Raw genomic sequence first — 25,525 nt, 5'->3', positions numbered from 1 at the left:
GTTTCTTATAGTGTTATCGTATTCTGATAATTGTACAAAACTACTAATTTGAAATGAAGTAAAGGTAAGTATATACAATTGGGGCCGCTAAAAGTAGTCCGTCAAACCTATCCAATAGCCCGCCGTGACCCGGAAGGATGCCTCCCGAATCTTTAACATTAATGCTTCGTTTAAACATGGATTCCACCAGGTCGCCTGTGGTGCCGAAAAATGATATCAATAAAGCAATGATAATCCATTGTTCCCGGGCAAGCTCCGCATAAAAATAACTTAGTATTAATGCCGTTCCTGCGCTTATCAAAACACCTCCGATAAAGCCTTCCCATGTTTTTTTGGGTGAATGGCGTTCAAATAGTTTAGTACGTCCAAATGCTCTTCCTGCCAGGTAGGCGCCGGTATCATTAGCCCAAAGCATAATTAAAAATCCGAGTGGGATATGCAGGTTAAAGCCCCCTGATACATAAGCCAGTCCATGAAAAAATGCAAAAGGGACTATTGTAAATATTAACCCGAGGTAAGTAAAAGCAATATTAGCAAATGGAGCTGCTGCCTTTTTAAAGAGCTCGTGTATAAAAATTACACTTGAACATAACGGAAGTAAAAACAGCATTTTATGCGCAACATTTCTTCCTTCTAAAACAGGTATCCCAAAAATACTAGAGTAGCTCAATAAGGCAAATGCGGCAAAAAGTAGCGCGCCATTAATTAATCCGGCTATAACATTGGGGCTGGCTGTATTTTCTTTAATAAGCTTGTAAAATTCAAAAAGGCAAAAACAGCTTATTACCAGGTAAAAAGCACCGAACAGGTAAGGCCCAAACATAACGGATGCCAGCATAACTATAACAAAAAAGAAACCGGTTATGGCGCGTGTTTTCATGAGGTAATTTGATTCAGAATAATAATTTCAATAGCATCGCTAAAATCATTTTGGTGCACATAAACTTCAATGTTGCCAAATGACCGGTGTGATGAGTCCTGCTTGTTTAATAATACGGTTTCAATATGATTGCCCGCAAGGGCCTGTTTCACCATTTCTGATTGGTAAAAGTTAGTGGATGTGAATATTTTTACCCAATTCTTTTCCATCACTCAACCTGGATTTGATCTTTTACCACAGCTATCCTTTTGTAAATAAAAAGCAAAAACACCACAGTTACAAAGCTTATTGCATAACCAATATAGTTAAACATATGCTGCTCGTTCGGTTCGCCATTGATGATTTTTTTCTGGAAAAGATAAGTTACTACAACTACGGTGCTGTTATTAATAAAATGCGCCCAAACACCCGTCCAGATACTGCCGCTCCAGGCTACAAAGTAACCAAAGAACACGCCCAGCATTAAGCGGGGTAAAAACCCAAAAAACTCCATATGGAAAGCGCTGAATAAAATAGCGGTTATCCATACTGCTACATGCGTATTCTTCGTCCAACGTATAAATATGGTTTGGATCACTCCCCTAAACATAAACTCTTCAACAATGGCGGTTAGCAGGCCAATCATCAGCACATCAGCTATCACATCCCAGATGTTGTCCATTTTTAGTATGGCTTCCATCACTTTCTGCGCACTATCTTCGCTATCGCGCATCCATTTTAACCAGGGCGGTAAAATCATTTTTTGGTTGATGTTTGATAAAAGCTCAATAAGCGGATTGGATAAAAACATGAGCGCGAAGATGACCACCAGCAAAAGCCACGGAAAACGAAAGCCGGGTTTTATATAGCCCTGCAGATCATTAGCTACAAGCCTGGCAAACATTATGGGCGCAATAAATATGGGCAGGGTGGTACCCAGTATTTGCACTATCCATAAAGCCGGAACAAAATGAGGTGCGGTAACCGTTACACTGCCCAATGCCAGCAATGTTTTTAAGCCGTAGAGCGCTGTAACGATCCCCATTCCGATAAGATTACCTAAAATCAGGACACCAATAAATATACATATGAAAATAAGAAGCTGCAACCAGGGACGAACTGAAGATTTGTCACCCTTATCTAACTCTTTGTACGGTGTGTTTATCATCCGGCTTAAAATACGTATTTTTGCAGCGAATATACTGGATGTCTGTACAAATAGGAAATATTGATTTAGGGGAGTTCCCGCTTTTGCTGGCGCCGATGGAAGATGTGAGCGATCCTCCCTTCCGTTACGTATGTAAAAAATATGGGGCGGATATGATGTACACGGAATTTATCTCGAGCGAGGGATTGATCCGTGACGCAGCCAAAAGCCGCCAGAAACTTGATATTTTTGAGTACGAGCGTCCAATCGGCATCCAGATCTTCGGCAGCGATATCGATCACATGCGCGAGGCCACTGAAATTGCCACGCTTGCAAAGCCCGACCTGATGGATATTAACTACGGTTGCCCGGTAAAGCAGGTTGCATGCCGTGGCGCAGGTGCAAGCCTGTTACAGGATATTGATAAAATGGTGGCCATGACCAAGGCTGTGGTTGAAGCTACGCACTTGCCGGTAACCGTAAAAACCCGGCTTGGCTGGGATGATAATACTAAAAACGTTTACGAAGTTGCTGAGCGCCTGCAGGATGTAGGTATAAAAGCGCTCACTATTCATGGGCGTACCCGGGCGCAAATGTACAAAGGTGTTGCTGACTGGGCGCTGATCCGCGAAATAAAAAAGAATCCGAGGATTCAAATCCCCATTTTTGGGAATGGTGACATCGATTCTCCCCAAAAAGCGGCAGAATGGCGAATGGAATTTGATGTGGATGGGATGATGATAGGCCGCGCTGCAATTGGTTATCCATGGATTTTCAGGGAGATAAAACATTACTTTAAAACCGGCGAATACCTGGATAAACCCACCATTGCCGAACGTATTGATGCCTGTACCACCCACTTGCAAAAGTCCATTGAATGGAAAGGTCCAAAAACTGGAATTTTTGAAATGCGCAGGCATTACAGCAATTACTTTAAAGGGATTGAAAATTTTAAGGAATACCGCATGCGCCTGGTTACTGCTGGCACTTTAGAAGATGTAATGGAAATTTTACATGAAGTAAGCCAAAATCCGCGCTACGCGGATGAAATATTAAGCGTGCAGTCTTAATTCTGGGGTCAAAAAAGACTAAGACGATAGACTCCAGACTTTCCACTTAAAAATATTCTGCAAATATGGCTTGATATTTGAACAGATAATATATATTTGAATTAAGGAGATTTTTATATGGTTACTACTATTACAGACGGCGTTAAAGTTTCGGTAGAAACCATTTATCAGCCGGAGTATTCTAATCCTGCGAATGACCATTTTATGTTTGCCTACAAGGTAAAAATAGAGAATATGGGTTCATATGCAGTTCGGCTTTTGGGCCGCCATTGGTATATTTTTGATTCGAACGGCGCAAAACGCGAAGTTGAAGGCGAAGGTGTAGTTGGTCAGCAACCGGTTATTGAGCCGGGGCAGGCTCATGAATACGTTTCGGGCTGTAACTTAAAAACAGATATGGGCAGCATGAAAGGCGAATACCAGATGTCGCGACTAATGGATAACCAGCTTTTTAATGTATTGATCCCTGAATTTTACCTGATAGCGCCATACCGCATGAATTAGTTTTCACTCAACATAATTAAAAAACAAAGCCCCGGCCATATAACAGCCGGGGTTTTTGTTTGATAAATATTTTACCGGTGATGCTCTGGCCTTGGCGCATTATGCGGTTGTGGAGCACGTTGTTGCTGAGGTGCCCGTTGTTGTTGTGGAGCACGTTGTTGTGGTGCCCGTTGTTGTTGCGGTGCCCGTTGTTGTTGTGGAGCACGTTGCTGTGGTGCCCGTTGTTGTTGTGGAGCACGTTGCTGTGGTGCCCGTTGTTGCTGTGGAGCACGCTGTTGCGGTGCCCGTTGTTGCTGTGGAGCACGCTGTTGCGGTGCCCTTTGTTGCTGCGGAGCACGTTGTTGTGATGCCCTTTGTTGCTGTGGTTGATTACGATTAGGGTGAGTGCCGTTTGGCCTTGCTGCACTGGATCTTGCACCAGCCCTGTTTGCCGGCGCTGATGCAGCAGGCCTTCCGCGATTTGCTTTTACAAACGAGTTCCTGTCTTTATGCGCTGCTTCCTGGTGCGAGACCTGGTTTGATGTAGGCTGAATATGGCGTTCTCTCATTGCTGCCCGCTCCTGTGGCCTTGGCCTGGCTGTTACACCGCCTCGGCCACCATTAAAGCTCCGGTGGTCACGTGTATTGCGTACAACGGTACGGTCAACATAAGTATTGTGTATTACGGTTCTGTTTACACGTACAACAGCAGTGTTGTAACGGAAACGGTCTCCGTCCCATCTGCCGCCGCCATATCCATGGCCGCCATAGCCGTAACCATAATTAATGCCACCATAAAAGCCTACATGCGGCCCCCAGTAACCCGAATAAAATCCGTATACGCCGCCGGTATAGCCCCAGTAAGCCGGGGTCCAGTAAAGGCCTGGATTTGGCGGGGCCACCCATACACCCGGCACCCAGTAATAACCACCTTCGTCATTATCATAAGCCCAGTAACCGGGTTGCCATATATAACCATCAACCGGGCATTCCGGCTGCACATAAACCCGTAATGCCGGGGGCGGTGTACCTACTGTTACGCTTACGCTAACCTGTGCATATGTTTGGGGTATGGCAAAATATGCCACACATAATAAAATGAATATTTTAATGATCTTTTTCATCGGGGTAATTGTTTATTAACTGTTTAAGCAATACTAATTAATTGCTCATTGTTAATTATATGACAATCAGCAACAGATAATGTTTGCCTGGTTAAAACCCTGAGTATTCAAAACCTGGAAAGTGTTCCCCCAATTACTGTGGCTTAAGAGACAATAGAACATAAATGTTAAAACTCCACATGTGCTCTTATCGAGAATACATTTACCGGTCCGCGATCTTTATTATAGGCAGGGTTTACAATAAACTGGTAATCGGGGGTTAAAAAGAATTTCTTTTGGTAGGCATTAATTTTATAATACAGTTCAGCAATCATTTCGGGTGCATAATTAAGTTTGCCATCGCCAATTAAAAAGCCATAGCCGCCTGCTGCAAGGTAATTGCGGTGTGGCGCAGATAAACCGTTCCCAATAAACGCAAGGCCAACTTCATCTTCATTACGTTTCCAGGAAGTGCCTTTTAATACAGCGCCTAAACTTACAGAACGATCAATTTCAGTAAAGAACCAGGTTTCGGTATGCCCGTCATTATAGCTGGCTTTGGCAAATACGCCAAGATCTTTAGAAAGATACTGATCAGCACTAATACCAAAACCATATTTATGGCGGCCATAAGCTTGCGTACTATCAACATTTGGGGCAGCCGGGTTTTGGGCAACAGCCAAATTATAATTACCGAATTTACCATTGTTCCTGAATCCAAGTAAACGCAATGTCCCGCTTTGACCACCTAAAGTGTACCGTTTTTCATATTCAATAGTTTGGGTATTTGCTTTACCTATCTTGCTATCCCATACAGATGAATTAGCCTGGGTTACCACCATGGTAAAAGCAAAACGCAGGGTCCAGTTAGGCTGACCTAATTCGGTAACGGCACCTATAGTATAGCCACGTGTGTTTGCGGGATAATCCCATGAGCCGTTATCCATTAATGCCCAGTTCATAAACTGCGTGCGCGGGTCATGACTGAAATTATTGCCATCAAAAAAATCAGCCATTCCAAATTTTCCGGCAGCTATTGAAAAATAGCGCTTGCTTTTTAAACCACCCAGCACATTGGCATCACTTTGTATAGTATCTTTTTCATTTCCCCATTCAAAGTTTTGCTTAAAATACAAGCGGGCGATGTAAATTTTAGGTTCTGCCGAACCAACCCTAAAGGTTTCGCCATTCGGAAAACCGGCTATCCCCAATGTTTTACTTAAACCTGCGCCTCCGGAGATCTCCGGGTTAAAGTAAGCTTCAGCCCCTTTCCACAGGCGGGCCGCACCAAAAAATGTGGAAGTGATGGAACTTTGTGTTTCTTCTTTGGTCGATAAGCTGTTTAAGCCACTATAACCGGCACTAAACCCTGACTTGTATTGTGTAATAATAGTTTGCTGAAAATGGAAGCTAAAGCGTTCCTGCTTTACAGTATCCTGCGCAGCAGATAGCTTAACAACAGCAATTAATAATATAAAAGAGAGTATGTATTTTTTCATAACAGACATTTTATTAAATTTAAGCAAATCTAATAATAAATTTAGACTTGTCTAAATTTATTATTATTCAAATTTTTTTATCTAATTTTTTAATTATGCCGCAAAGTAAGTTATTAAAACAATGCAATGGAATTGCATTAGTTAGCGCATTTGTCACAAATTCCTTTAACAATAAGATTCATCTCTGTTGAAGAAAAATTAGCAGGTAATGAAACATCGGGGATTTTGCAATTTGGGAGGCAAAAGGTTTCTTTACAGCAGATGCAATTAAAGTGCACATGCAAATCATGATGCTCGTTTACATCACATTCCTCTAAACATAAAGCATATTTTGGTGCGCCGGCGCCATCCTCAATTACATGAACCAATCCTTTTTCTTCAAAAGTTTTAATGGTTCGGTATATAGTGATCCGGTCTGCCGGGGCCAAACTTTTTTCAATATCGCTTAAGCTTATAGCTGCGTTTTGCGCTAACAGCGTATTCATAACCAATATACGCATAGCTGTTGGGGTAACATTTTTATTAGCCAGCTTTTGTTCTGTTATTGCTTTCATACTGTTTAAGTTAGCTAATAGCCTATGCCACTGGGTCTGATTGTTATTGGTTTTATTGTATTAACGGCAAAAGTATACTATTGGTTTAAACTGTATGTTAACACTCCGAATAAAACTGCTCTAAATAGCTCAGCATAAAATTATGCCGCTGCTCTGCCAGCTTTTTACCGGTAGTGGTGTTCATTTTATCTTTAAGCAGCAATAGTTTTTCGTAAAAATGATTGATAGAGGGGGCTGTTGAGTTTTTATATTCCTCTTTTGTCATGCTAAGGTTTGGCTTAATTTCAGGATTATAGATCTCGCGGCCTTTAAAACCGCCATAATTAAAGGCCCGGGCTATGCCTATGGCTCCAAGCGCATCCAAACGGTCGGCATCCTGTACAATATCCAGCTCAATAGACTTAAAGCCTGCCTTATCAAAGCCTGATTTGAAAGAAATATGTCTTATAATTTGCTGCACATGGTTAATGGTTTCTTCGTCAACATTGCTATCCTTCAAAAAATCACCGGCAGTTTTTGGGCCGAGTTCCTCATCTCCGTTATGAAATTTGCTGTCGGCGATGTCATGCAACAGGGCTCCGAGTTCAACAACTAAAGAATCGGCCTGTTCGGTTTGGGCAATCAGCTTTGCATTGTTCCATACGCGGTTAATATGCCACCAGTCATGCCCGCCTTCAGCATCTTGTAATGTCTGGCGAACAAAGGTTACTGTTTTATCAATAAGTGCGGAATTGTTCATAATCGTTTATTAATCTGCAATCAGTTCAACTTCGGCAACCGGGCTGAATAAATATACGCGCCTTGAATTTACTTCTATGCATTTATAGCGTTTCCGCAGCTTCTCTTCCTTGCGGAAGATCCGCCCATCCTTTAGCTTAAACATAGCCTTCAAAGGTAACTTTTCAACCGTTACAATTGATTCTTTAGGCGCATCATACATCCGGAGCGAACGGTACAGAGTAAGGTCGGAACAGCTGGATGCCGCCGGGTTATTCAAATAACCTGTTATAGCATGTTTAACATCCGCAGGAAAAATGTCCTTCTCAAAAAAAGGCTGCATCATTTTTTTAAAGTTCAGCTTCCATTCGGTACCATGCGGTTTGGCCTTGTGCTTATGTTCGTTCCAAGTATGAAGGTGTGCAAACTCATGCACTGTGGTAACCAGGAACGCATAAGGGTTCAGATCAAAATTTACAGAGATGCGGTGCCCTTTACCCGAGTGCGGCGGCCTGTAATCGCCAAACTTAGTGTTGCGGTTGCGCGAAATTTTGAATTCGCATTTAAAGTAGTCAATCCACCGGCCAATGAGCGGGGCTGCATCAGGCGGAAGATATGTTTCAAGAATTTTTACTTTATCCAATTTTTACCTCGGCGCAAAGATAATAAAAAGCGGAAAGACTAAAGCTTAAAGCCCAAAGCAAAAAAATTAGAAAAGGAATAAAAGCTTTATGCTTTCGGCTTTTCGCTTTCAGCTTATAAATATTGTCCCGCCGTTAAAATGCTTTGTGCAACTTTACAAACGTTGCCACGTACATAAACATCAGTTAATTCCCCATTACTTATCCTTACTTCAACAAAAAGCTGACTAGGGCGCCCGAGGTTTTCTCCCTGGTTAATTTGTATAACAGAACCAGGTTTTTGAAAACCGAGTTTTACCAGGTAAGCGCCAGCAGGCCCGGCAAGGCTGCCTGTGGCTATATCCTCTACAGTTCCCTCGTTATCCCAACTTCTTATCCGTAACGTTGGAATTTCAAGTATCCCAATAAACATGGCGCCCCATTGCCGGATCCTTTCCTCCAGGTCAGGTACCCTTATTTTTGCCCCGAAACCATTTTTTTGTAAGGGAATGATCAGGTAAGGCAAACCGGTAGAAACAACTATTGGATAACATCCCGGATATAGATCACCCGGGTTTGAACTTAAGCAATCAAGCAACAAGGCTGTTTCTGCCGCGTCTAACTCCTTGCCAAACTCAACCTTTCCCTGGTTCATAATTGCGCTGTAAAACTGGTTTTTCTTTTCGGTGACTACTGAAACCGATTTTTTATTTAATATAAATGTCCAGGTCGCTTTTTCAGCGTCAGGTTGGTAGAGATCGTGTAAAGTGGCAGCTGCCCCTAAAACCGGATGGCCTGCAAAATCCATCTCTTCCTGGCAAGTGAAAATACGGGCCCGCACCTTGCCAGAATCAATTTTTTGAAGAAAAATACTCTCAAATTGCCGCATTTCTTGTGTCAATTTAAGCATTGCGGCTTCGCTAAGTCCTTCAGCATCTGTAAAAACAGTTAAGCCGTTACCGGAAAATGGCTGATCTGTAAAAACGTCGACATGATAATATGGTATTATACTCATAAACTGGTTGTTAATATTTTATGATTAAGTGAGTAGGATCTATTTATTTATTCCCGATCCTGGCGATTGCTGAAATTTCAATATTTGCCTGGAGGGGAAGCTCTTTAACAGCAATACATACCCGTGCCGGAAACTGGCCATTAAAGTACTTTTGATAAACCTCATTGGTGGGGGCATAATTATCCATAGTTGTCAGGTAAATTGTCACGTTTATAAGATTGGTATAGGTTAAGTTGTGCTTTTGAAGAACGCTGCCTAGATTCTTCATTACCTGGTTTGCTTCTGCTTTAAAGTCGGTATTTATCAACTTGCCGTTTAAATTGTCAGTCCCTATCTGTCCTGATATGTATAATGTTTCCCCTAAAGCCACAGCGTCGGTGAATGGAAACCCGTTTGGCAGTTTATGGGTTGTTAATTCTTCGTTTTGCTGTAATTGCAAGTCAAATCCTTTTCGGTCTGTTTGTATCCAGTATTCAGCTATCTTACCATTTTCAACGCGGTAAACTGCACTTCCAATTTCTATTAAAGGTAAGCCCGTAGCTTTAAATTGACCTATGTCTGCTAAATGCTTCCCGGTTTGTTTCCATCGGGCATATACTTTATTATCATTAGCTATCAATTCAGTTATTTCAAATTCATATGGGCCGTAAAGAGCCTTAAATTCTTTAACATGTTCCGAATAATTCTGTGGTGTTCTTTTTATAGTTTCCTGTTTTTCAGCATTCATTTGATTGGCTAAAACTGTATCGGCCATAAATTCTGCTGCTCTTTCGGGGCTTTTTCCTGATCTTACAATTTGTAAAAAGGCTTTAACTATTTCTCTCGGTTGTTGGTTAATGTTCATTTGCTGGGTTTGTGCCTGGGTTTTATTTATTAGGATGATGATTACGGATAGGAAAGTAAAAAAGGATGTTTTCATGTGCTGATATTGTAATAACAAAATTCATTAAATTTGCCAATATATAACAGATACAGTTTTTGAATATTTAACTATAACAGATTTTACTATGCATGAATCTATTTATATAACCCTGGCTAATAAAGTAGCATCAATGATTGAAAATGATGTTTATAAAGCCGGAGATAAACTTCCGTCGTTACGTAGTTTGCATAAAGAGAATGGCATAAGTGTGGGCACAGTATTACAGGCATTTAACCATCTAATTGATAAAGGACTAATAAATGCGCGTGAAAAATCAGGATACTTTGTAAGTTACCGGTCTAAAAGAAAGCTTCCCCTTCCCCAAACTAACCCGGTAACATTGTCTGCCAAAACAGTTCATATAGATCAACTGATCCAAAAACTTCGTAAAGATGGTGCCGGAAAGCATTTTGTATCCTTTGCCAACGCCCTTCCTGATCATCGTTTATTACCTTTTAATAGTATTAAACGGGCCATTCAAAATGCTTCGAGAGATTTAAGCGGAAGCTACCTTGCTATGGAGGAACGCAAAGGAAACCTGAAATTACGGGAAGAGATTGCTAAAAGGTCATTCATGTGGAGCGGCTCATTACAGGCAAGTGATATAATCATTACCAATGGCGCCACTGAAGCTGTTATTCTTGGCCTTAAAGCGGTTACAAAAGAAGGCGATACAGTGCTGGTACAAGACCCATGCTATTACGGCATTATGCAGTGCCTGGAATATTTAAATTTAAAAGTAATTACAATCCCGTGCCATTCAGAAACAGGGATCAATATAACGGACCTGGAGGATGCATGCAGCAAGTTTGCTGTTAAAGCGTGCGTTTTGGTGGCTAATTTTAATAACCCAAATGGTACATGTTTAAGCAGTGAGAAAAAGCAACAGCTTGCAGAATTTGCCAATAAAATGGAAATTCCCATCATAGAGGATGACTTATACGGAGATATTTTTTTTAAAGGCACCAGGCCGGATACCATTAAAACTTATGATAAAAATGGCTGGGTATTGTATTGCAACTCTTTTTCGAAATCACTTGCTCCCGGGCTCCGTATTGGCTGGTGTGCAACAGATAGGTTTGTTTATGAAGTGGCGCGTCTTAAGTCCATGCACAACGGCCCAACCTGTAGTTTTACTCAAAAATCATTGTGCGAGCTATTATCTTTTGGTGTTTACGACCGGCACCTGAAAAAATTCAGAATTGAGCTGAACAAAAATTTAGTGCGAACTACAAACCTGATTGAACAGTATTTTCCGGAAGGTACAAAAATCAGCTCCCCAATCGGCGGCCTTGTTATTTGGGTTGAATTACCTGGATATATAAATACGGTACAACTGCAAGACGCTGCTTTTAAGCTTGGAATTAGTTATGCCCCTGGTGAATTATTCTCTGCCAAAGGCGACTATCAAAATTATTTACGCATAAGCTATTGTAAATTATGGGATGCTAATACTGAAAATGCGCTGAAGAAACTAGGTCTTTTATTTCAATCCGCTGGTGACAAAACAGCCTGATCCGCTATGACTATTTCAACAAATTATAAGCCAGTAAACTCGCGGCATATGCCAATACTGTCATATAAGCGAATTGGATAGCGGGCCAGCGCCAATTCTTTGTTTCGCGGTAAACTACGGCAACCGTGCTGGCGCACTGCATAGCGAAGGCATAAAACATCATTAATGAAAATGCAACTGCCAGCGAAAATACCGGTTGGCCAGTTTGAGTATTTTTGGCCGAGGCCATTTTTTTCTGTACCGATTCTATTTTATCGGCATTGCCGTCAACACTGTAAATGGTAGCCATTGTGCCTACAAAAACTTCGCGGGCAGCAAAGGAAGTGATGAGCGCTATACCTATTTTCCAGTCAAAGCCTAATGGCCTGATGGCTGGCTCAATAACGTGGCCCAATACCCCGGCGTATGAATTCTCAAGTTTTTCGGAATTGATGGCTCTTTTAAGATCATCCGGGTTAAGCTGTTTTGCATACTGAGGCTGCTGATATTTTTGTTCGATTTTTGCAAAGCGGTCACCAGGGCCGTATGATGCCAGTACCCATAGGATAACCGATACGGCTATAATAACTTTACCAGCCTGTAAAACAAACGCCTTTGAACGGTCATACATGCTGAAGGCCACATTATTCCATCTTGGCATCCGGTAAACCGGCAATTCCATAATAAAGTAGCCGCGCTCGCGGCCCTTCAGGATCAGCTTAAACGCAAAGGCTACAACTATCGCTGATATCAGGCTGAAAACATACATCCCCGTTAATGCTAATCCCTGCATGTTAAAGATCCACCAAACATTACGGTTTGGCACAACCAACGCGATTAGCAGCGTATAAATAGGGAGCCGGGCCGAGCAGGTAACCAATGGTGTTACCATTATGGTAATCATCCGGTCTTTCCAGTTCTCAATAGTACGGGTGCTCATAATAGATGGCACAGCACACGCAAAACCACCAATAAGCGGAACAACCGATTTTCCATTTAAACCAACCTTGCGCATCAGCTTATCCATCATAAACGTAACCCGCGACATGTAGCCGGTATCTTCCAGGATCGAAATAAATGCAAAAAGTATAGCTATCTGGGGGATAAACACCATTACGCCGCTCAATCCTCCTATAACGCCATCGACTAATAAACCGGTTAATGGCCCTGCGGGAAGTAATTGGTGCAATGAATTTTGAACCCATGCAAACAGATCTCCAATTTTTTCCATCGGGTAAGCCGACCATGCAAAAATAGACTGGAACATAAAGAGCAATATGCCCAGGAAAATAACAAAGCCCAACACTTTATGGGTTAGTATCTTATCAATCTTATTGCTTAATGTTTCATCTTTAGCTGTTTCGGGAATCTTAACAGTATCGTATAGCAAATCATTAATAAAACTATACCGGGCAATAGTCTCTGTAGCCTGCGATTTTTGGGAGTGGAATGAAAATTCTTTTTCCAGTTCCTCTATACGGTCGCTTTCGGTTGGGGTTAAAAACTTAACAGTTTCATGCTGATGGGCCAGCTGCAAGGCGAAATAAGGATTGTCGAGCTTTAGCTCTTCGCTTATTTGCGCTATCAGTTGCGGGGCAATGGCTTCTACATCAATAGATGACTCCTGTAATGCAATTTTATTAGCAAAGGTTATAGCCTGTTTTAACTTATCAATGCCCTCAACCTTTCGTGCCGAAATAGGAACTACAGGTACGCCCAGTTTTTTGGCAAAAAGGTCAATATCAATATTAATACCTGCCTTTGTCGACAGGTCCGTCATGTTCAGCGCTATAATAACGGGTATTTTCAGGTCTGCAACCTGGGTATAAAGCAGTAAGTTTCTTTTAAGATTTGTTGCATCAATAATTACAACAACAAGATCGGGAGTATGGGCATTTGATCTGTCGGCCAATACGGAGAAAACGATAGATTCATCCTGGCTTTTAGGGTAAAGGCTGTAAGTGCCCGGCAGGTCAATGATCTCGGCAATACGGCCATCGGGCAAAGTGGAATAGCCGGTTTTTTTATCAACCGTAACGCCGGGAAAATTTCCTATTTTTTGATTTAAACCGGTTAATGTATTAAAAAGAGTTGATTTACCGGTGTTTGGATTTCCTACAAGTGCAACTCTTATATCGGCCTTCAATTGTTAACGTGCTATTGCAGGATAATAGTTGAAGCTTCAAATTTGCGCAGACTCAGCTGGTAACCTGATACATTAATAGCCATCGGATCCCCAAGCGGTGCAATACGCGAAACGGTGATCGATTCGCCGGGTAAGCATCCCATTTCCATCAATTTTACTGACATCTCAAGGTCGGTAAACTCTTTTACAATCCCAATTTCGCCTGGTGCAAGTTCTGAAAGCGTCATATTCTTATTTAAAACTTAGGCCAAATGTATAGCTTATTTAAATTAAATCCAAATAAGAACAATCAAAATTTACACAAGTAATACTTACCTCATAATAATTATGCCGGGAGTGCTTTTAGCAGGCGAACTGTAATAAGCTGTTATCTGGTTTTTATAGCTTTTCTATTTCTTCAATAGCTAGCTTAGTGGTCCTGGCAATAAAGGCAATATCCAGGCCTTCCTTTTTAAGTTCACGGGCAATTGCCCGTGCTTCTTCAAGTTTAGCTTCTTTCAACGCATAATCCAGTACATTTTTATTGTCCCATTTATATTTCATGCTGCTATCGTACATGGTCTTTTCCTCCTTTGTCAAATTAGTATATTCAGCTATGCTGAATAGTTTTTCAAATATGGGTTTTCGCAGGTAAGCCGGAATCTTGTCCATACGGCTCATATTCTTTAAAATATAAAGCCATTTGTCCAAATCAGTTTCCAGTTCGGTGTCCTCTTTTACAAATTTATTCAATTCTAAATAAATATAACCCAGCTTATCGTAAAATATTTCACCTGTTTCACGGTTACATAAACAAATATCATGCAGGTATTCATTGCCGTTGCTTATTTGTAATGTAAAATCTTCTAACAAAGCAACAAGATAAACCTCAGTAAGGTTATAAGCCCATTCGCTACGCTTACCCTTTGGAGCCTGATCACTTATCAGCCGCGATGTATAGAATAAAGCTCTTTCTTTAAAATTACCTTGACGCCCACGTTGAACTTCAATCAAAAACTTTTCACCGTTCTCACCGGTACAAAGCAAATCGAATATAGCAGCGCCTTCATCCTTTAAATCACCGGGATGTTCATTCTTGTTGTAAACCAGGTCGATTATGTATTTGCGTCCCCGGAAGACCTCATTTAAAAAGGCGATCAGCAGATCTTTATTAGGCTCGCTGCCAAAAATCTTCTTAAAGGCAAAGTCAACTAAAGGATCAATATACTTTCCGGTAACCGGTGGTTTATTATCAGGCATATAGCCAAAGATAAGCCTTTACAAGCATTTGTTGACGACCAATTTTTACCTCATAATAATTATGCCGGGAGTGCTTTTAGCAGGCGATCCAACCTTAGTTATCTTATAAATAAGCTTTGCATAAAAATAGCGGCCAATAGTATTTGTTTGATCGTTTTCTACGATGCCGGTTGTTGATATGTTGCGTTGAATCCCTGAGTTTTGATTTAAAATATCAAATGCATTTAGAGAAAAAGTAAGGTTTTGTTTTTTTAAGAATGTGCGCTCAAGTCCTGCATTCCAGATATAAAACGAGGTATTGGCGCTTGCAGGCGCACCTCTGAATAATCTTTGGGTAACATCGCTGAATATGCGCCAATCTTTTATTGGCTTTACACTGGCGGTAAATGTATTATAAAAAGTATAATAGTGCTGATCGGCTAATGACTGATAGGAGTTTTTGGCATTGTTATATGTTCCGTAGCCTCTTAAACCCAACTGCAAATTATCAATATCGTAATTGGTACCCATGCTTAAGCCCGGTGAAAGACGGCGTACGGCATTTTCATTGCCATTTATTATGTTCACAAAGCGGCTAATGCTTCCGTTTAAACCTAAGCTAAATTTTAACCCTTTAATTTTTGTAGGCTTTCCGTAATTAAAGCCAAAGTTTGAATTGTAGTTGCCATCGGTATTAATAGGGCGAGAGGTTGTTATACCATTTGCATCCACTGTACTTGCGGTTGAAAACCCGTTCCAGGTATTTGTAAAGTTGCCGTAAAGGTTAAAGTAGTAATTGTTTTTGATATCGAAATAGCTGTAGTTAAAATTGGTGTTTAATGAGCGCGACATCACCAGGTTAGGATTTCCCTGCTTGATATACAACGGATCAGTATTATTAAATACAGGCTGCAGGTCAGTAGCTGACGGCAAACTAACATCGGTGCCAACATTTAAGTAAAAGTTTGGCCCATTCTTTTTACGGTAGGAAAAACTGGCATTGGGTACCAGCGCAAAAGCATCGCGTTTTACCGTGCTGAATTTATTATTGCTGGTGAAATCGCCCTGCAAACCCAAATCGGCAACAGCAAAGTTGAAGTTTAAAGTTACTTCATCGCTAGTTTTGTTAAGGCCAGCAGTAGTTGTATACCGCCAGTTGCGGTTGTCAAAATTTCCACTCAGCAGCGGATCTATTATCTCGTACTTCCCGGTGGCTCCGTTATAATCTAACGTGTATTGATCTGCCAGTTGCTTGCGGTAATCAAAACTTTGGCTAAGGGTAAGGTTTAGTTTATGCTTAGCACTTAACTGGCTTACGTATGACGCCGTGCCGCTAAAAAAAGTAGCGTTATTGTTCTGACTGGCTTGTTGATTAATGTCATTCCCGTTTTGGTTGTTTACAAAATAACGGGATGTTGATATATTGGTGTAATCGTAATCAGATTTGGAGTAATTGCCGTTTGCAAAAAAGTTAAGTGATCCTTTACCCTTATGCAGCTTATGATTAACAGAAAACAGGCCGCCATACGCCGGGCTTGTTTTTTTACCGTTCAGCAATTGGCTTATGTTGTTTATGCTATCCATTGCACCGTTAAGAGTATTTGAAAATAACGATGAATTATTTTTATTGAGCGTAGTGCTGATACTTGGCTTAAATTTAATATTGGTTAAACTATCCAGCTTATAATCAAAAGTAAAGTTTAGGCGATAGCTGTTAATTGTATTACTGCCACCCGTTTTTTGATTGGTGAATAAGTTATTTGGATTATCCTGGATGTCAGACATCTTTTGCAGCATGTTTGAGGAGATCACTGAAATAAAGTTCACGTTAAATTTCAACTGTTCCTTTTTGCCATAAATATCCGAATAGTTGATCCCGCCGCTGTGGTTGGTAATTACGCCATCATTTACCCCTGAAAACGCGCCGTTAACATTTACCCGTCCTCCACTGCTAACTGATATGGAGTTATTCCCGTTGCCTGATGAAAAAGCATCAAAAACATTGCCCCCTGTAAAATTATTCAAGTCCTCGAAACTAAAGCCCGACTCATTAACATTATTGCTCAAAAACAGGAACGACAGCTGTTTTTTGTTATCAAAATGATTTAAGTTAAACTGGCCAAGGTACTTATCCTGCGTGCCGCCTGCCGCGGTAGCGTTTCCAAACCAGCCTTTCTTTTTATCGGCCTTTAGGGTAAGGTTTAATACTTTATCGCGCTGACCATCATCAATACCTGTGTTTTTTGCTTTATCAGTTTTATCATCAATTACCTGCACCTTATCAATAGCATCAGCAGGCAGGTTTTTTGTAGCCGCTTTTGGGTCGTTCCCAAAAAACTCGCGGCCATCAACCATTACCTTTTTTACATCCTTACCGCCCGTAGTTATTTTGCCGTCTTTGTCAACATCCATGCCGGGGATTTTCTTTAACAGCGCTTCCACGTTATCATTTGCCTGCGTTTTAAACGAGCCCGCATTAAATTCAACGGTATCTTTTTTAATGGTGATGGGTGCTTTTTCTGCTTTAACATCAACCTCATTTAAGTTATGTACATCCTTTACCATTTTCAGTGTGCCAAAATCAATAGAGGGTTTAGCTGCGCTGATACTAAAAGCCTGTACAAAGTTTTTTAAACCCAGTTGTGATACAATCAGCCTGTAGCTTCCGTTTTTAAGTCCGTTTATTTCGAAGCCTCCATTTTTGCCGGATACTGAACTTTTTTCCAATAGGGAGTCAGCGGCGTTTACTACTGATACAGTAGCATAATCAACTGGGTTATTGGTTTCATCAACCAGTTTTCCTTTTACCTGCCTTTTTGCCTGTTGCGCAAAAGTGGTTAATGATACTAAAATAAGGCTAAAAGCTGTGATGGTGTGGCGTAAGTTTTTTGACATAAACAGTTTAAAAATGATACACTAATTTTAAATAATACCTGCGCAGCTAAATTACGAATTATTCGTAATTCTACGATATTATCGTAGTTTAAAATCAAGATTTAACAATTTTTAACAAATAGGTAGGGGATTCTCACCAACAGATTAGCTTGGGTACACTTAAATTTAAAACAGGAAGGTAATGGATCTTTAAATATTTGTGCCTTTCAATATTCCCAAAGACCTTGCAGTAAATTTTTAACGCAGAGAAATAGAGAAGGCGCGAAGTTCACGGAGGTTACTGGCAGAACTTTATATGCTTTTAGGCAATAAGCGAAGAGGATTTGTACGGGGCAGCATATTTTACTTTTCCAAATGTAGGGCAGCCGCAGCTTTTATGGAAAATGCCGCATGATGAAAGGACGAGTAATCCTAACAACCCTAATAGTATAAATTTATTCTTTATCATGGTTTAATGCTTTAACCGTTATAAATATACTAAATGCTGCCATTAATGCGCCTATCGTATCGGCAAAAAGATCATTCCATTCGCCGCTGCGCCATGTAAATATATACAGCTGCAATAATTCAATAATGCCGCCGTAAGCAATGGCCAGTACAGTAATTAGTGCTAACACCTTGTACGATAAACTGCGTAAAGATTGTTGCCTTATGTAGCCTGTGGTGCTAAAAACAATCATCACAAAAAAGAATCCGCAATGCACCAGCTTGTCAAAGCCGGGGAAAAATAGAGGTGAGTCAGACACTTCCCCTAATTTTACACTGCACATTATAAAAACAAATAAGGCCCACAAAATTGCGGGCCAGTAATATTTAATAATAGCTTTCATTAAGCGCCAACAAGCGATTTATAGCTATCAGCTGATAATAATGATTCAACCGATGCGGGATCTGATAGGGTTATTTTAACCATCCAGCCTTCACCATAAGGATCGGAGTTCACCAATTCGGGTTGCTTATCCAGCGCAGGGTTAACTTCGTTAATTGTTCCGGCAACCGGCATAAAAAGGTCTGATACGGTTTTAACCGCTTCAACAGTACCAAAAACTTCGTCTTTGGCAACTTCTTTTCCTAACGAGCTGATATCTATATAAACAATATCGCCTAATTCGCCTTGTGCAAATTCGGTAATCCCAATATAGGCTACATCGCCGTCAACTTTTATCCACTCGTGGTCTTTAGTGTATTTTAATCCTGCCGGAAAATCCATAGTTTTTTTGATTTTATGGTCCAAAAATAATAAAACTTTAAGCTAACGCAATAAATAACCACTTATAAAAATTCTTTACGGGTTTTAACGTTTTTAAATATAGAAACTAAAAGCAGCTATGCTTTGTTAATAAGATAGCTATCAACATAAATGATTATGAATAAGTTACAGCTTTCAATTACTATTACAACGGTTCTGTTAACTTTCCAGGCATGCAAAAGCAATATAAAGGATGACAGTATGGTTGATAGTTTTACTACCGTAAAAAAAAGTAGCGGGAAAGAAAACGTAATTGTTGAAAAGGCTGATGCGGATTTTATAGCCGAAGCAGCCAGGAATAGCATGGCAGAAACGGAACTGGGTAAGCTTGCCCGGCAAAAAAGCAATAATAAACGGATTAAAAGTTTTGGAATGATAATGATTGCAGCACATTCCAAAATAAGTAATAAAATTAAAAGCCTGGCATCAGCCAAAAATATCTCTTTGCTAACATTTGCTGACCCGAATAAGCAGAATGAAATAAGCATGTTATCAAAAAAATCAGGAAATGATTTTGATAAAGCCTATATCAGTAATATGATTGAAGACTATAAAAAAGAAATCGCAACGTTTGAAAACGCTGCAAAAAACTGTGCTGATCCTGACATAAAATCATTTGCCGCTAAAACATTGCGCGTGCTGCAGGCACATTTCGATGCTATAAATGCAATAAGCTATAGCATGGAATAATAAGCCGGTTTAAAATTATTTAATAGGCTTAAAAATTCGGTTCCACCTTATTTTATCAAAAAAGGTCCCGGTCGAATCAATACTCATCCAGGTTATCATAGCCTTGCCAACCACATGGTCTTCGGGCACGTAGCCCCAAAAGCGGGAATCGAGCGAATTGTGACGATTGTCGCCCATCATCCAGTAGTAGTTCATTTTAAAGGTATAGCTGTCAGCTTTTTTGCCGTTTATAAGGATGGCCTTACCGTTAATGGCCACTTTATTGTTTTCATACAATTCAATTGCCCTGCGGTATAAAACCATGGTAGAATCATTTAACGGAATTATATACCCGCGTTTTGGCATAACCAGCGGACCGAAATTATCCTGGTTCCACTTAAATTTTTCGTTATGCGGAAAAACATCAGCCGCATATTCTCCGGCAGATTGAATAACAGGTGTAATGCTCTTTATATTAGAGTAGCCTTTTAGTGTTGCCACATAAGCTTTCGGAATTATCATCACATAAGTATTGGCGTCTTTTTGCCCAAGCAGCTCAATGCTCATATCATGGTATACCTGCGGATTAATATCGGTGCCATTGGTAACTACTTCGTATGATGTTTGTGCTTTTTCGGCATTAGGCGCTGCTTTACCGTTTATAAATACCTGGCCGTTTACAATGGTAAAAACATCGCCCGGGGTTGCCTGGCAGCGTTTTATCAGGTTTGTGCGCACATCAACCGGCCTGTTGTATGACGGATCGGCTTCTTCAGGTTTATTAAAGACAACTATATCGCCTTTCTTTATTTCGGTTAAACCCGGCAGGCGGAAATAAGGCAGCTTAATCCCATCCCAGTAGGTTTTAACGTTATATCTTGTTATGGTTGATTCTAAAAATGGGATTGAAACCGGTGTAAACGGCATCCTTGGGCCGTAGCTTATTTTGCTTACAAATAAATAGTCGCCGGTTAACAAAGTGCCTTCCATTGATCCTGATGGTATTGCATATGCCGAAAACAGCAATCCCCGAATAATGGTAGAGGCAATAGCTGCAAATAATATAGCATCAACCCACTCGCGTGTTTTTGATTTTTTCGGTTTAGTGCTATCGGTTTTCTTTGTAAAAGGAAGCTTCCATTTCATAACGCAAGGGTTTGTGAAAGTTTTGACGGTTAGATCAGGCAATTGTTACAAATTTTTTTGCCCTCTTTATGCGAAGCAAAGAGAGGGCCGACCATCCGCTGGCTAGCGGAGTCGTCGGGGTGAGTCTATACGCCACGCATTTGCGCCAATGCATTTACGTTAACGTCGCATGCATAGTCTACTCACCCGGTCATTGCTTCGCTCGACCACCCTCTCTGCTGCGCAAAGAGGGAAAGAATGAGGCCAAGTATATCTTACTACAAATAATTACATTTCCTTTTTATTTACAATCCCTACCTTTGCGCCTTAATATGAGCTCACTTAAAATAGTTTCCTTACTGCCATCCGCAACAGAAATAGTTTGTGCCTTAGGCCTCGAACAAAGCCTTGTTGGGCGGTCGCATGAGTGTGATTTTCCCGAATCGGTTAAACAATTACCGGTATGTTCTGAAGCAAACTTCCCTGATAATTTAAGCAGCGCCGCTATTGATGTTAAGGTAAAAGAGATCCTTGCCGATGCCTTGTCGGTTTATACCGTAAAACGCGATGTGGTAAAGGAACTGGCGCCCGATGTGGTGATCACCCAGGCACAATGCGAAGTTTGTGCGGTATCATTGCAAGAGGTAGAGCAGGCGTTGGAAAACTACCTGGATAAAGAAGCACATATCGTATCGCTTCAGCCCAACAGTCTTGACGAGATCTTTAATGATATTAAAACCGTTGCAGTAGCATTGAACGTGGCTGATAAAGGTGATACCCTGGTTGAAGACCTGCAGGAGCGGGTTGATATCATCCGCCATAAACTGAAATTCAGCGATAACAAGCCCACGGTTGCCTGTATTGAGTGGCTGGAACCTATGATGCTTTCCGGTAACTGGGTGCCCGGGCTGGTAAGCATTGCCGGGGGAACAAATGTATTAACCGAAGCAGGAAAACACTCGCCTTATATACAATGGGGTGAGATCCGTTTACAAAACCCCGAAGTTATCATCATAATGCCCTGCGGATTTTCAATTGAGCGCACTTTAAAAGAAGTTGATATTATATTACAGCTGCCCGGTTTTAACGATATGAAAGCGGTAAAAAATAACCGCGTTTATATTGCCGATGGCAACCAATACTTTAACCGCCCTGGTCCGCGGATTGTTGATTCAATTGAGATCCTTGCCGAGATTATCCACCCAAAGCAATTTATTTTTGGATATGAGGGGGATGGTTGGATCAGGTTTGGGGTGTAGAAGACGATTAAGTTACTCAGACTTGTAGATTGATATGTATAGAAAATGCCACTTTTCTATACATGTGCACTACGATATGTATACGAAAGGGCACTTTTCTATACATGTGCCTTACTAAATCGAACGAAACCCGGGATTAGTAGTTGGTGTGTCGAGACCCTTTTGTCTTAGTTCAGGTTCCTTCCGGAATAACATAAATAGAAAAAAGTCTCTCACTCCCCATTATCATCCGTCTCCTTAATCTCATCATCTTTCTTAGCCTTGCCCAAACGGATCTTCGGGTTTGCCTGTGTGCCTGTGATGGTCATCGGGATGCCGAATATGCCGAACGGCGGCAGGCCCAGCCTGAACTGCAGGTTCAGCACATTGTCAAAACTTACCTGGCCCGAAAATTTTAGCCTGAACCCGGCCATGCGCATTTTGGTTTGTTTTATGGTGATGATGTTATTGGCAATGGTGGTTTCTATATTCACTTTTGAAACATCGCCGCTGTCAATTTTATGATCGGTTTTATTGCTTACCGCGCCGAAAAGCTTAAACCCATGTACGGATACTTTTTTAACCGACAATACGCCGCCACCCTTTAATGATGGATAAACCGGCTGCATATTACTGTTAAGCCTGCCGCCTAGCTTATAATCGAGCGCTACCAGGCCCGACGCGCTTTTTGCCGAAGAGGCCATATCGTGAAAAAGCTTGATCTCGTTATATGCTCTTTTTATATCAAACTCCTTAGCGCTTATATGATAATCAAAAACTGCTTTTTTTGCGCTTTGGCTGCTATAGGTTGCATCCATGGTCACAGGGGCTCCTATTATGGTAAAGCCGGTTTGCTTTAAAACGATGTTACCATTTGTAATAGCCATTTGCCCCTTAGCGTCTGTTAATTCAAGGCCATTGTACTTTACCTTTTTAACATCCGCGGTAAAGTTCAGGTCAAGTGTTTTTGGCACCATGATCACACCGGTGCTTGCCGATCCCGGGTGTCCGCTTTGAGTTGGCGATGCACTGGCAAAAGCCATAAAATCATCTGCCACAATGTTGGGGCTGCCAAAATTCAGGTCCCCCTTAAGTACAGCGCCCGGTTTGGTTACATACTCAATAACGTTTGACAATGCACCGTTTAAAGTAATTATTGATTTACCATATGTTGCCGTAAAGGCATCAAAGTTCATCTTATCCTGCTTAAAGCTAAATGTACCATTCTTAATCAGGAAAGGTTTTGGGAAAAGATCAGACTTAACAGCAAGCTCTTTTACCTGCATACTCCCCGAGTTATTAAGCTTCGCATAGTTACCTGCGGCAGCATCGCTTTGCTTGCCCTTTAATGAAAGTTTAGTTTTTATCTGCCCTTTTACATTATATCCTTTAATAGCAAATACCTGGTAAATCTTACCCACATCAAGCGTGCCCTGCGACGCAATGTTATATTCAATATTATTAAAGTTCTTTAGGTTTGCTCTAAACGTAAACGGATTCCCTTCAAACACAAACGAAACAGGCTTAATATTAACTTTCATTCCTGCCAGTGTTCCGGTACTGTTTACAATATTGGTATTTACCTGGATATTCTGGATAGGGTGCGGATAGTATTTTGTCTGGATCACCCCGTCCTTAAGCTGAACATTAATTTTGGTAGTTGGATAAATCTTTTTTGCAGGCAGGTATTTGCCCTTTGTTTGCAGGTCGGCAACAAGGTTACCCGCGAGCGATACACCCAGGCTGTCAATCGGGTAAACCTTTTTAATATCGGCCATATTAAACTTTGCCTTTAAATCGGCATCCATCGGAAAACCGGGTTCGGCATTCATTTTAAAATGGCCCTTAATAAAGTTTTCCAGCACGCTGGCATTCAAATTATCTATCGAAAAACTGGTATGCTGGTAATTGTTATCCGGGCAAACTGCGCTCATATCAAAGCTGATATTTTTTACAGCCTCGGGCACGCTTGCATACTTTATGTAACCATTGCGAAAAGTGGATTGCACATTAAATTGGGGGATGCTGGTAATAACCGTATCCGGTTTGCGATTTTTTACACGATGGATAGTGGTGGCATACTTACCCTGCGCCAGTAAATGTAATGCATATTGCCCCTTCAGGTTTACATGCATTTTACCAAACGCAGCATTCCATTTTGCAAGATCCATCTCGGTATTCAGTTTGGCATAAACAATAGGCGCTTTGGTTCCCTTAACGCGAACAACAGAATTTAAATAATCCTTACCCATATTAAAGTGCAGTGAATCCAGATTGATCTTCAAACTGTCCGGATCAAGCCCCGGCAATTGGGTATCAAAGTCCATGTATAAATTACTGATTGGGGTTGGCGTTTTTGGGCTATTGATGTAGCCATTGCGGATCTTGATATTCAGGCTCAGATTGGGCAGTGTACTGTCAGCAGCATTGTATAAACCGGCAAGCCTGAATTTGATATTCCCGGTACCTTTTATATCTGCTTTATCCAGCCCTTTTAAATAGGATGGGGGCAGTGCTGTGATAATGTCATGCAGCTGGCTATCCTTCGAATTAATATTAAAATCCATGCTGTAACCATTTTTCAGGAACGCAAATTTGCCAATGAAATTAACGGGTAATGTATTTAATAATAAGTCGTTTTTCTGGAAAACGAACGCCAGCGATTTGGTATTTATCTGTGTGATCAGGTCAGCGTTCAACTTCTTCGATATTACATAAGGCACATTGTTATAATAGAAATCAACTGCCTGCATTTCGGTATGGGTATGCAGGTCGAAAACATCTTTAGTTAGATCGCCCTGCCCCGTATAGCTAATACCGCGGGCAACAAATTTTACAGGCAACGATGGATCATTGTATACAAACCTGCTGTTTTCTATCAGGATCTGGTTTATACCTAACGATGCGCTGCTGGTATCCGCAGGAGATGAGGCTGTATTTTTACCCTTATAAACATTATAGTTTACATGCCCCGCACTGTCCGACTGGATATTGATAAAAGCAGTGTTAAGGAAAATTTTATTAATGGTAAGTTTTTTTTGAAACAGCGTGCTCAAATCAATCCCAAAGGAAACCTCTTTTGCTGCCACCAGCGTGTCTTTTTGAAACGGTGCGCTTCCTTTTAGGTCTAAGTCATACAGGGTTAGTGTAAGGCTTGGGAAATGCTTAAAGAACGAGAGCCTTGTTTTAGAGAACTCCAGTTGCCCGTTTATGCTGCCATTAGCCCATTGTTTGATTTTATTGCTAACCGTTTGCGGGAATAAAATGGGCAAAGCAAATAAAAGTATCAGCAAGCTTCCAACGGTTATACCTGTTATTTTTAAAGTTTTAAATATTGTTTTTTTGATGGATAGGCTCATAAGCGTTAGTTGTGACCGGCAAAAATCTGGCTGATCAAATCCCGATTTTTAGATTTAACACAGCTAAAATAACGAAACAAATGTATTCCATAATGCTATGGGGCAATATTTAACATTGGCTTAAGGTAAAAAACAACCGGCA

23 protein-coding genes are annotated in these 25,525 nt (G+C 40.9%); 5 read left to right on the top strand and 18 right to left on the bottom strand.

What is annotated here, in order from left to right:
* Positions 1 to 43 precede the first annotated feature (43 nt).
* From BUE31_RS24045 to BUE31_RS24035, 3 genes are read right to left on the bottom strand one after another with little or no spacing between them, the layout of a single operon-like run.
* Entirely contained in the window at positions 44 to 880 is an 837-nt protein-coding gene (locus BUE31_RS24045; RefSeq protein WP_073406398.1) for a phosphatidate cytidylyltransferase, read from the bottom strand.
* Entirely contained in the window at positions 877 to 1,089 is a 213-nt protein-coding gene (locus BUE31_RS24040; RefSeq protein ID WP_073406397.1) for a putative signal transducing protein, read from the bottom strand. The genes BUE31_RS24045 and BUE31_RS24040 overlap by 4 nt, the downstream gene beginning before the upstream one ends.
* Positions 1,089 to 1,904 (bottom strand): CPBP family intramembrane glutamic endopeptidase, encoded by an 816-nt coding sequence (locus tag BUE31_RS24035; protein WP_073406396.1) that lies wholly within the window; start codon positions 1,902 to 1,904, stop codon positions 1,089 to 1,091. The genes BUE31_RS24040 and BUE31_RS24035 overlap by 1 nt, the downstream gene beginning before the upstream one ends.
* Positions 1,905 to 2,065: 161 nt before the next feature.
* Here BUE31_RS24035 and dusB point away from each other — a divergent pair, with 161 nt between their 5' ends.
* Positions 2,066 to 3,076 carry a tRNA dihydrouridine synthase DusB gene (gene dusB / locus BUE31_RS24030; RefSeq protein ID WP_073406395.1) on the top strand — a complete coding sequence of 337 codons (1,011 nt, stop codon included), beginning with the start codon at positions 2,066 to 2,068 and terminating at the stop codon, positions 3,074 to 3,076.
* Between the two features lie 117 nt (positions 3,077 to 3,193).
* Positions 3,194 to 3,580, top strand: coding sequence for a Co2+/Mg2+ efflux protein ApaG (apaG, locus tag BUE31_RS24025; protein ID WP_073406394.1), 387 nt, complete (start codon positions 3,194 to 3,196; stop codon positions 3,578 to 3,580).
* Between the two features lie 71 nt (positions 3,581 to 3,651).
* On the opposite strand, the gene BUE31_RS31360 is transcribed toward apaG, so the two are convergent.
* From BUE31_RS31360 to BUE31_RS31175, 7 genes are all read right to left on the bottom strand, one after another.
* Positions 3,652 to 4,683: a YXWGXW repeat-containing protein gene (locus BUE31_RS31360; RefSeq protein WP_073406393.1), complete on the bottom strand. Its 1,032-nt coding sequence runs from the start codon at positions 4,681 to 4,683 to the stop codon at positions 3,652 to 3,654.
* Positions 4,684 to 4,850: 167 nt separating this feature from the next.
* Entirely contained in the window at positions 4,851 to 6,161 is a 1,311-nt protein-coding gene (locus BUE31_RS24015) for a carbohydrate porin (RefSeq protein ID WP_073406392.1), read from the bottom strand.
* Between the two features lie 137 nt (positions 6,162 to 6,298).
* A complete protein-coding gene (locus tag BUE31_RS24010) occupies positions 6,299 to 6,715 on the bottom strand; it encodes a Fur family transcriptional regulator (RefSeq protein ID WP_073406391.1) in 417 nt (138 codons plus the stop codon).
* 97 nt (positions 6,716 to 6,812) lie between these two features.
* Positions 6,813 to 7,454, bottom strand: a complete 642-nt coding sequence (locus tag BUE31_RS24005) for an HD domain-containing protein (RefSeq protein WP_073406390.1) — start codon at positions 7,452 to 7,454, stop codon at positions 6,813 to 6,815.
* Between the two features lie 9 nt (positions 7,455 to 7,463).
* Positions 7,464 to 8,075, bottom strand: a complete 612-nt coding sequence (locus BUE31_RS24000; protein ID WP_073406389.1) for a SprT-like domain-containing protein — start codon at positions 8,073 to 8,075, stop codon at positions 7,464 to 7,466.
* A 113-nt stretch (positions 8,076 to 8,188) separates the two neighbouring features.
* The gene (locus BUE31_RS23995; protein ID WP_073406388.1) at positions 8,189 to 9,067 is read right to left on the bottom strand and encodes a PhzF family phenazine biosynthesis protein; all 879 of its coding nucleotides are present in this window, start codon (positions 9,065 to 9,067) and stop codon (positions 8,189 to 8,191) included.
* 43 nt (positions 9,068 to 9,110) lie between these two features.
* Positions 9,111 to 9,986, bottom strand: a complete 876-nt coding sequence (locus BUE31_RS31175) for a Rid family detoxifying hydrolase (RefSeq protein WP_073406387.1) — start codon at positions 9,984 to 9,986, stop codon at positions 9,111 to 9,113.
* Between the two features lie 88 nt (positions 9,987 to 10,074).
* Here BUE31_RS31175 and BUE31_RS23985 point away from each other — a divergent pair, with 88 nt between their 5' ends.
* Positions 10,075 to 11,505 carry an aminotransferase-like domain-containing protein gene (locus BUE31_RS23985; RefSeq protein WP_073406386.1) on the top strand — a complete coding sequence of 477 codons (1,431 nt, stop codon included), beginning with the start codon at positions 10,075 to 10,077 and terminating at the stop codon, positions 11,503 to 11,505.
* A 10-nt stretch (positions 11,506 to 11,515) separates the two neighbouring features.
* Here the strand turns inward: BUE31_RS23985 and feoB are convergent, their stop codons facing one another.
* The 6 genes from feoB to gcvH all read right to left on the bottom strand — a co-directional run bounded on the left by feoB (position 11,516) and on the right by gcvH (position 18,953).
* Positions 11,516 to 13,630 (bottom strand): ferrous iron transport protein B, encoded by a 2,115-nt coding sequence (feoB, locus tag BUE31_RS23980; protein WP_073406385.1) that lies wholly within the window; start codon positions 13,628 to 13,630, stop codon positions 11,516 to 11,518.
* A gap of 11 nt (positions 13,631 to 13,641) precedes the next feature.
* Positions 13,642 to 13,857, bottom strand: a complete 216-nt coding sequence (locus BUE31_RS23975) for a FeoA family protein (protein WP_073406384.1) — start codon at positions 13,855 to 13,857, stop codon at positions 13,642 to 13,644.
* A gap of 151 nt (positions 13,858 to 14,008) precedes the next feature.
* Positions 14,009 to 14,869, bottom strand: coding sequence for an Rpn family recombination-promoting nuclease/putative transposase (locus tag BUE31_RS23970; protein ID WP_073406383.1), 861 nt, complete (start codon positions 14,867 to 14,869; stop codon positions 14,009 to 14,011).
* 45 nt (positions 14,870 to 14,914) lie between these two features.
* Entirely contained in the window at positions 14,915 to 17,743 is a 2,829-nt protein-coding gene (locus BUE31_RS23965) for a TonB-dependent receptor (RefSeq protein ID WP_073406382.1), read from the bottom strand.
* Positions 17,744 to 18,177: 434 nt separating this feature from the next.
* A complete protein-coding gene (locus tag BUE31_RS23960) occupies positions 18,178 to 18,573 on the bottom strand; it encodes a VanZ family protein (RefSeq protein ID WP_073406381.1) in 396 nt (131 codons plus the stop codon).
* Positions 18,573 to 18,953: a glycine cleavage system protein GcvH gene (gcvH, locus tag BUE31_RS23955; protein ID WP_073406380.1), complete on the bottom strand. Its 381-nt coding sequence runs from the start codon at positions 18,951 to 18,953 to the stop codon at positions 18,573 to 18,575. The genes BUE31_RS23960 and gcvH overlap by 1 nt, the downstream gene beginning before the upstream one ends.
* A 156-nt stretch (positions 18,954 to 19,109) precedes the next feature.
* Between gcvH and BUE31_RS23950 the strand changes: the two genes are divergently transcribed.
* Positions 19,110 to 19,682, top strand: a complete 573-nt coding sequence (locus BUE31_RS23950; RefSeq protein WP_159440737.1) for a DUF4142 domain-containing protein — start codon at positions 19,110 to 19,112, stop codon at positions 19,680 to 19,682.
* A 15-nt stretch (positions 19,683 to 19,697) separates the two neighbouring features.
* On the opposite strand, the gene lepB is transcribed toward BUE31_RS23950, so the two are convergent.
* Positions 19,698 to 20,807: a signal peptidase I gene (gene lepB / locus BUE31_RS23945; protein WP_073406378.1), complete on the bottom strand. Its 1,110-nt coding sequence runs from the start codon at positions 20,805 to 20,807 to the stop codon at positions 19,698 to 19,700.
* A gap of 311 nt (positions 20,808 to 21,118) precedes the next feature.
* Here lepB and BUE31_RS23940 point away from each other — a divergent pair, with 311 nt between their 5' ends.
* On the top strand, positions 21,119 to 22,045 hold the full coding sequence (locus tag BUE31_RS23940) for a cobalamin-binding protein (RefSeq protein ID WP_073406377.1): 927 nt from the start codon (positions 21,119 to 21,121) through the stop codon (positions 22,043 to 22,045).
* A gap of 212 nt (positions 22,046 to 22,257) precedes the next feature.
* Here the strand turns inward: BUE31_RS23940 and BUE31_RS23935 are convergent, their stop codons facing one another.
* Positions 22,258 to 25,383 (bottom strand): AsmA family protein, encoded by a 3,126-nt coding sequence (locus BUE31_RS23935; protein WP_073406376.1) that lies wholly within the window; start codon positions 25,381 to 25,383, stop codon positions 22,258 to 22,260.
* Positions 25,384 to 25,525 lie beyond the last annotated feature (142 nt).

The sequence above is a fragment of the Mucilaginibacter sp. OK098 genome (genome assembly GCF_900142915.1).
GTDB lineage: Bacteria > Bacteroidota > Bacteroidia > Sphingobacteriales > Sphingobacteriaceae > Mucilaginibacter.
The sequence above is the reverse complement of the archived record's forward strand: the minus strand, read 5'-3'. Positions and strand labels throughout refer to the sequence as shown.

Bases quoted from the DNA above. Each gene is read 5' to 3' on its own strand.
- BUE31_RS24045 (WP_073406398.1), bottom strand. From the start codon at position 880: ATGAAAACACGCGCCATAACCGGTTTCTTTTTTGTTATAGTTATGCTG.
- BUE31_RS24040 (WP_073406397.1), bottom strand. From the start codon at position 1,089: ATGGAAAAGAATTGGGTAAAAATATTCACATCCACTAACTTTTACCAA.
- BUE31_RS24035 (WP_073406396.1), bottom strand. From the start codon at position 1,904: ATGGGGATCGTTACAGCGCTCTACGGCTTAAAAACATTGCTGGCATTG.
- dusB (WP_073406395.1), top strand. From the start codon at position 2,066: ATGTCTGTACAAATAGGAAATATTGATTTAGGGGAGTTCCCGCTTTTG.
- apaG (WP_073406394.1), top strand. From the start codon at position 3,194: ATGGTTACTACTATTACAGACGGCGTTAAAGTTTCGGTAGAAACCATT.
- BUE31_RS31360 (WP_073406393.1), bottom strand. From the start codon at position 4,683: ATGAAAAAGATCATTAAAATATTCATTTTATTATGTGTGGCATATTTT.
- BUE31_RS24015 (WP_073406392.1), bottom strand. From the start codon at position 6,161: ATGAAAAAATACATACTCTCTTTTATATTATTAATTGCTGTTGTTAAG.
- BUE31_RS24010 (WP_073406391.1), bottom strand. From the start codon at position 6,715: ATGAAAGCAATAACAGAACAAAAGCTGGCTAATAAAAATGTTACCCCA.
- BUE31_RS24005 (WP_073406390.1), bottom strand. From the start codon at position 7,454: ATGAACAATTCCGCACTTATTGATAAAACAGTAACCTTTGTTCGCCAG.
- BUE31_RS23995 (WP_073406388.1), bottom strand. From the start codon at position 9,067: ATGAGTATAATACCATATTATCATGTCGACGTTTTTACAGATCAGCCA.
- BUE31_RS31175 (WP_073406387.1), bottom strand. From the start codon at position 9,986: ATGAAAACATCCTTTTTTACTTTCCTATCCGTAATCATCATCCTAATA.
- BUE31_RS23985 (WP_073406386.1), top strand. From the start codon at position 10,075: ATGCATGAATCTATTTATATAACCCTGGCTAATAAAGTAGCATCAATG.
- BUE31_RS23975 (WP_073406384.1), bottom strand. From the start codon at position 13,857: ATGACGCTTTCAGAACTTGCACCAGGCGAAATTGGGATTGTAAAAGAG.
- BUE31_RS23970 (WP_073406383.1), bottom strand. From the start codon at position 14,869: ATGCCTGATAATAAACCACCGGTTACCGGAAAGTATATTGATCCTTTA.
- BUE31_RS23965 (WP_073406382.1), bottom strand. From the start codon at position 17,743: ATGTCAAAAAACTTACGCCACACCATCACAGCTTTTAGCCTTATTTTA.
- BUE31_RS23960 (WP_073406381.1), bottom strand. From the start codon at position 18,573: ATGAAAGCTATTATTAAATATTACTGGCCCGCAATTTTGTGGGCCTTA.
- gcvH (WP_073406380.1), bottom strand. From the start codon at position 18,953: ATGGATTTTCCGGCAGGATTAAAATACACTAAAGACCACGAGTGGATA.
- BUE31_RS23950 (WP_159440737.1), top strand. From the start codon at position 19,110: ATGAATAAGTTACAGCTTTCAATTACTATTACAACGGTTCTGTTAACT.
- lepB (WP_073406378.1), bottom strand. From the start codon at position 20,807: ATGAAATGGAAGCTTCCTTTTACAAAGAAAACCGATAGCACTAAACCG.
- BUE31_RS23940 (WP_073406377.1), top strand. From the start codon at position 21,119: ATGAGCTCACTTAAAATAGTTTCCTTACTGCCATCCGCAACAGAAATA.
- BUE31_RS23935 (WP_073406376.1), bottom strand. From the start codon at position 25,383: ATGAGCCTATCCATCAAAAAAACAATATTTAAAACTTTAAAAATAACA.